Genomic DNA, 5,866 nt, shown 5'->3' with positions numbered 1-5,866 from the left:
ACACCGGCGCGCGAGAAGCCCCGCAAGACTGCGGCGAACACGACGGGGGCGAAGAAGAGCGGCGCGGGTCGCCCCAAGGCCTCGACGTCGACCGCGAGCGGCTCGCCGTCGCGGCCTCGGCGGTCGACGAGCGCCTCGGGGCCCGACGCGACACCGCACCTGCGAGCCGTCACGGAGGAGGACGCCGCCGCTGCTGCGGCGGCCGCGGCCGAGGAGGCCGCCCGCGAGACGCGCACGGCGTCGGGTCGAGCCACCCTGCCGGGCCTGCCCGTCGAGGAGGTGCTCGTGGCGGTCGTCCAGGCGGCGCAGCGGATCCTCGGCAGCGACTGGGAGCACCGGCTGGCCGTCGCGGTCGCGGCGCTGCGCAAGCGGCTCTCGGGCGACTTCGAGGTCGACGACTTCGGCTTCGACCCGCAGCTCGCCGAGGTCCTCACGGCCGCGTTCGAGCCCATCGCGGAGAAGTGGTTCCGGCTCGAGGTCCGCGGTGCGGAGAACATCCCGAGCGAGGGCGGCGCGCTGCTCGTGGCCAACCACTCCGGCACCGTGCCGATCGACGGACTGATGACGGGCTACGCGGTCAAGCGCCACGGGGGTCGCGACCTGCGTCCGCTGGGTGCCGACCTCGTGTTCGCCCTGCCGTTCGTCGGCCAGGTCGCGCGACGTGCCGGCGCCACGCTCGCCTGCACGCAGGACGCCGAGCGTCTGCTGGGCTCCGGCGAGATCGCCGGCGTGTGGCCCGAGGGCTTCAAGGGCATCGGCAAGCCCTTCGCCGAGCGGTACAAGCTGCAGCGCTTCGGCCGCGGCGGGTTCGTGTCGTCGGCGTTGCGGGCCCAGGTCCCGATCGTGCCCGTCTCGATCGTCGGCGCCGAGGAGATCTACCCGCTGGTCGGCAACGTGCCGTCGTTGGCGCGGCTCCTGGGGCTGCCGTACCTGCCCATCACGCCGTTCTTCCCGCTGCTCGGACCGCTCGGCATGATCCCGCTGCCCAGCAAGTGGATCATCGAGTTCGGCGAGCCGATCCGCACCGACGCCTACGAGCCCGACGCGGCCGACGACCCGATGCTGCTGTTCAACGTCACCGACCAGGTGCGCGAGACGATCCAGCAGACGCTCTACCAGCTGCTCGTCGAGCGAGGCAACGCCTTCTTCTGAGCAGAGCCCGTGATGCTCGGGCGGTCACGGCACACCCGTGCCGCGCCGGGCCGACGACGACGTGGCGCGTGCTACTTCTTGGGGCCGAGCAGACCGCCGAGCAGGCCGGGCACGAGGCCCTCCTGGTCGTCGTCGCCCAGCAGACCGCCCAGCAGCGGGTCGGTGACGGTGCCGAGGCCCTTGCGCGGCGTCGCGGTGGGCGACGGCGCGGGCACGGTCGGCACCTGCACGAGCGGCGGAGTGGTGGACGGGGTGATCGTCGACGGAGCGGCGGAGCCACCAGCCGTCGACGGCGACGGCGCGGCGGAGGAGCGGCCAGCCGAGGCCTCGCGTCGCGACCCCGAGTCGGAGTCGGCCGGGGCGAGCACCGAGCGGACGACGCCGACCAGCGAGCCGAGGTCGGCGGTGCCGCAGCTGGCGCAGAGCCGGCCGGCCTGTCCGGCGAGGTCGGTGACCGCAGCGGCCGCAGCGGAGAACGACTCCGACGCGTCGGCGGGCACGTCGGCGGCGATGGTCGTGAGGTCGACCGCGGACGCGGCGGCGAAGTCGTTGACGGTCTCGATGGAGGCCGTCGAGCCGTCGGTGTCGTAGGCGTCGAACAGCGAGGCCGAGCCCTGCTCGGCCTGCGTGCTGAACTCGTCGAGCAGGGCGGGCACCTGCCCGCGCGCAGCGGGCGAGCCGTCGGCGATCACGGCGCGGACCTCGCGCAGCCGCTCGGTCGCGAGCTCGAGGCGCTGGGTGCCGCGCGCCTCGTCGGAGCGGTGCAGGGCGAGCTCGACGTCCTCGACCGTCCGCTTGACCGGGTAGAGCACGTCGCCCGGGAGGGCCGAGGCGCTGCCGGCCACGAGGCCTACGACGCCGAGGGACGACACGGCTGCGACCGCGGCGGTGGCGAGCCGGCGCCGTGCACGCGACGGGGCGGCGGCCGGTGCGCCGGCAGCCGCGTCGGCGGTGCGACGGGAGGCGCCAGGAGCAGGGACGAGGACGGTCTGGCCCTCGGTCATCAGACGCTCGCGCAGCGCCGAGGCGAACTCGGGGCGGGGTGCGACGGTGGCCGACGCGCGCAGGGTCTGCGCGGTGCGGACGAGCTCGGCGACCTGGCCCGTGCCGTGCGCACCGGACTCCCACGCGTCGTGGAAGTCCTGGGCGTCGTCGCGGCCCGGTCGGCGGATCATCGCGTCGTCCTGTCTGTGGTCGTGGTGGTACGAGGTCCAACGACCATGAAGACGTGCGGGTTACGGGAACGTGACGCGGTGCGCGCGAGGAATCTCGGACTCATCGTGCGTCCTCGGGCATCTTCTTCGCGAGGTTGCGCACGGCGCGCAGCTGCAGCTGCTTGATCGCACCCTCGGTGCGCCCGAGCGCGGCGGCGGTCTGGGCGATGCTCAGGCCCTGGATGAAGCGCATGAGGACGCACTCGCGCTGCTCCGTCGGCAGCTCGGCCACGGCGGCGAACAGCATCTCGTTGGAGAGCAGCGCCATCACGTCGTCCTCGGTGCTCGGAGCGCTCTGCGGGCCCTCCGGCACGTCGTCGGAGACGATCTCCAGCCGCGCACGACCGGACTTGAAGTGGTCGACCACCAGGTTGCGGGCGATCGTCGTGAGCCAGGCGCCGAAGTCCTTGCCCTGCCAGCTGAACCGCTGGATGGCCCGCAGCCCGCGCACGAACGTCTCGCTGGTGAGGTCCTCGGCCAGGGTCTGGGAGCCGACGCGGTAGTAGATGAACCGGTAGATGCCGGTGACGTAGTGGTCGTAGAGCTGGCCGAAGGCGTCGACGTCGCCCTCGCGGGCGAGGTCGACGAGGGCGCGCAGCCGCAGGGCCTCAGGGTCGCCGTCGGGATCCACGGGGCCGCTGGAGAACGCCGCGTGCGACGCGGGTGCCGGCTCGGCCAGCGCCATGGCCAGGCGCAGGTCGTCAGGCGTCAGCAGGGCGAGCCGCAGCGCGGCGCGCAGTGCTCCCGTCCAACCCTCCATGATCCCTCCCGAAGATCTGGACGATCTTAAGCACCTGAGGAGGTTCCTGTCAGGAGTTCTCAGGTAACGAGCCGGCCAACACGACGCCGGTGCAGGTCAGCGCGACCGACGCAGCGTCCGGACCGCCTGCCAGGCGGCGGCTCCCGCGACGGCCACGCCGGCGGCGCGCGTGCCGGCGAGCGCGACCTTGCGCCCGGTGCGGTAGTCGCGCACGTCCCAGCCCTGCGCCTTCGCGTGCGCGCGCAGCCGGGGGTCGGGGTTGATCGCACAGGGGTGGCCCACCAGCGAGAGCATCGGCAGGTCGTTGCTGGAGTCGGAGTAGGCGTAGCAGCGCTCGAGGTCGAGGCCCTCGCGCTCGGCGATCGCGCGCACGGCGACGGCCTTGCCCTCGCCGTGCAGCAGCTCACCGACCAGCTCGCCGGTGTAGGTGCCGTCGACGTGCTCGGCCACGGTGCCGAGGGCGCCCGTGAGGCCGAGGCGTCGGGCGATGACCGCCGCGATCTCGATGGGCGCGGCGGTCACGAGCCAGACCCGCTGCCCGGCGTCGAGGTGCTGCTGGGCCAGCGCGCGGGTGCCGGGCCAGATCTTGTGCGCCATGTGCTCGTCGAAGATCTGCTCGCCGATCTCCTCCAGCTCGGACACGTCGTGGCCCGCGATGAACGCGAGCGCCGAGGAGCGGGCCTTCGCGATGTGCTCCGGGTCCTCGACGCCGGCCAGGCGGAAGTAGACCTGCTGCCACGCGGCCTTGACGATGTCGCCCGTGGTGAAGAAGTCGCGCTGGTGCAGCCCGCGCGCGAAGTGGTAGATCGACGCGCCCTGCATGATCGTGTTGTCGACGTCGAAGAACGCCGCGGCGTCGGGGTCGGGATCGGGGGCGAGCCAGTGCTCGACCTCGCTCGCGGCCGCCGCAGCCTGGCCGGCGAGCACCGACCGCGACCGCAGGTTCGGCCCCGGCCGGGGGACCCGCTGGCTGGACATGACCCGAACCTATCGGGTTCCCCGTCCCTTCCCCGCGTTTTGCGGACCTGATGACGGAATCCGGCGCCGAAACCGGCGCAAGGTCCACGAAACGGGGGGACCGGAAGGGGGTGGGAGAGGGGCGCGGCGGGCTGGCCCTCTGTGGTTGACTCGCGTCGTGACCTCCTCGAACGTGTCCGCGCTGGTCAGCGCCGCCGCGCGACGCTCGCCCGAGGCCGTGGCCCTCGTCGAGCACCGCGGCGGACGGCAGGAGCGGACGTGGGCACAGCTCGACGCCGACGTCGACGCCGCGTCCCGCGCGCTGAGCGGCGTCGGCCTGCGCGCCGGGCACCGCGTCGCGCTCGTGATGGCCAACCGGATCGACCTCGCCGTCGCCTACTTCGGGATCCTGCGCGGCGGGATGGTCGCCGTCCCCGTCAACCCGCGCTCGACCGAGCGCGAGATCGGCCGCATGCTGGCCGACTCCGGCGCGCGGGTCGTGCTGTGCGACGAGAGCGCCGTGGAGCAGGTGCGTGCCGCGGTGGCCGACCTCGACGTCCTCGTCGTCGTCGACGGCACTTCGCCACGCGAGGGCGAGGTCGCGTTCGACCGTCTCCTGCGCGACGCCCCCGACGTGGAGCCGGCCGCGCCCCGCGACGAGGAGGCGCCGGCGGTCGTGCTCTACACGTCGGGCACGAGCGGCAAGCCGCGGGGCGCGATCCTGACGCACCGTGCCCTGCTCGCCAACATCGAGCAGACCGCAGCGGTCGAGCCGCCGATCGTCACGCCCGACGACGTCGTGCTCGGGCTGCTGCCCATGTTCCACATCTACGGGCTGAACGCCGTGCTCGGCCAAGCTGTGCGGCAGGGCGCGCGGGTCGTCATGGTCGACGGCTTCGACCCGGCCGGCCTGTTGCGCACGATCCGCGACGAGGGGGTCACGAACGTGGCCCTCGCCCCGCCGGTGGTCGCCGCGTGGGCGGGCCGCGCCGACCTGCGCGAGCACCTCGCCGGCGTCAAGCACGTGCTGAGCGGTGCCTCCACGCTCGACCCCGAGCTCGCCGCGGAGTTCGCGGCGTCGTCGGGGCACGTCGTCGAGCAGGGCTACGGGCTCACCGAGACCGCCCCCGTCATCACCGCGACGCTCGCGTCGGGCCGCCCGGACGGCGTGCCCCCGCGGCCCGGCTCCGTCGGACGTCCGCTGCCGGGCGTCGAGCTGCGCCTCGTCGACACCAGCGGGCAGGACGCCGAGCCCGGTGACCCGGCCGAGGTGTGGGTGCGCGGACGCAACCTCTTCTCCGGCTACTGGCCCGACGGGTCCGACGGTCCGCGCGACGACGGCTGGTACCCGACGGGCGACATCGGCTACCTCGACGACACCGGCGACCTCACGCTGGTCGACCGGGTCCGTGAGCTCGTGATCGTGTCGGGTTTCAACGTCTACCCGGCCGAGGTCGAGCTCGTGGTCGCCGAGCTCGACGACGTCGCCGAGGTGGCGGTCGTCGGTCTCCCGGACGAGCAGACCGGCGAGGCGGTCGTGGCGTTCGTCGTCGCCGGGGACGGTGCAGCCACGGACGGTCTCGAGGCCCGGGTGCTGGAGCACTGCTCCACGCGACTGGCCCGGTTCAAGCAGCCGCGCCAGGTCGTCGTGGTCGAGGGGCTGCCGCACTCCGCCACCGGCAAGGTCGCCAAGGGTCGGCTGCGGGCGCTGGCGCGCAGCCAGGACCTCGGCCTCCAGGCCCGATGAGCCTGTTCCGTCGCCGCGCCGGGGCGTCCGACGACG

5 protein-coding genes are annotated in these 5,866 nt (G+C 73.7%); 2 read left to right on the top strand and 3 right to left on the bottom strand.

All coding sequences use genetic code 11. The features are described from left to right. The first annotated feature begins 255 nt into the window (after positions 1-255). Positions 256-1,152: a lysophospholipid acyltransferase family protein gene (locus A6Q79_RS11645; RefSeq protein ID WP_236749858.1), complete on the top strand. Its 897-nt coding sequence runs from the start codon at positions 256-258 to the stop codon at positions 1,150-1,152. Between the two features lie 71 nt (positions 1,153-1,223). Here A6Q79_RS11645 and A6Q79_RS11640 read toward each other — a convergent pair whose 3' ends face one another. The 3 genes from A6Q79_RS11640 to A6Q79_RS11630 form a co-directional block, all read right to left on the bottom strand. Further along, the gene (locus A6Q79_RS11640; protein WP_286689723.1) at positions 1,224-2,327 is read right to left on the bottom strand and encodes a DUF5667 domain-containing protein; all 1,104 of its coding nucleotides are present in this window, start codon (positions 2,325-2,327) and stop codon (positions 1,224-1,226) included. Positions 2,328-2,427: 100 nt separating this feature from the next. Continuing rightward, positions 2,428-3,126, bottom strand: a complete 699-nt coding sequence (locus tag A6Q79_RS11635) for a sigma-70 family RNA polymerase sigma factor (protein WP_286689722.1) — start codon at positions 3,124-3,126, stop codon at positions 2,428-2,430. A 96-nt stretch (positions 3,127-3,222) separates the two neighbouring features. Beyond that, complete coding sequence (locus A6Q79_RS11630; RefSeq protein ID WP_067854522.1) at positions 3,223-4,104, bottom strand: HAD family phosphatase; 882 nt, start codon at positions 4,102-4,104, stop codon at positions 3,223-3,225. A 157-nt stretch (positions 4,105-4,261) separates the two neighbouring features. Between A6Q79_RS11630 and A6Q79_RS11625 the strand changes: the two genes are divergently transcribed. Beyond that, complete coding sequence (locus A6Q79_RS11625) at positions 4,262-5,830, top strand: AMP-binding protein (protein ID WP_067854525.1); 1,569 nt, start codon at positions 4,262-4,264, stop codon at positions 5,828-5,830. Positions 5,831-5,866 lie beyond the last annotated feature (36 nt).

This window comes from Aeromicrobium sp. REDSEA-S32_B7 (assembly GCF_001626145.1).
Lineage (GTDB): Bacteria > Actinomycetota > Actinomycetes > Propionibacteriales > Nocardioidaceae > Aeromicrobium > Aeromicrobium erythreum.
The sequence above is the reverse complement of the archived record's forward strand: the minus strand, read 5'-3'. Positions and strand labels throughout refer to the sequence as shown.

Bases quoted from the DNA above. Each gene is read 5' to 3' on its own strand.
- A6Q79_RS11640 (WP_286689723.1), bottom strand. From the start codon at position 2,327: ATGATCCGCCGACCGGGCCGCGACGACGCCCAGGACTTCCACGACGCG.
- A6Q79_RS11635 (WP_286689722.1), bottom strand. From the start codon at position 3,126: ATGGAGGGTTGGACGGGAGCACTGCGCGCCGCGCTGCGGCTCGCCCTG.
- A6Q79_RS11630 (WP_067854522.1), bottom strand. From the start codon at position 4,104: ATGTCCAGCCAGCGGGTCCCCCGGCCGGGGCCGAACCTGCGGTCGCGG.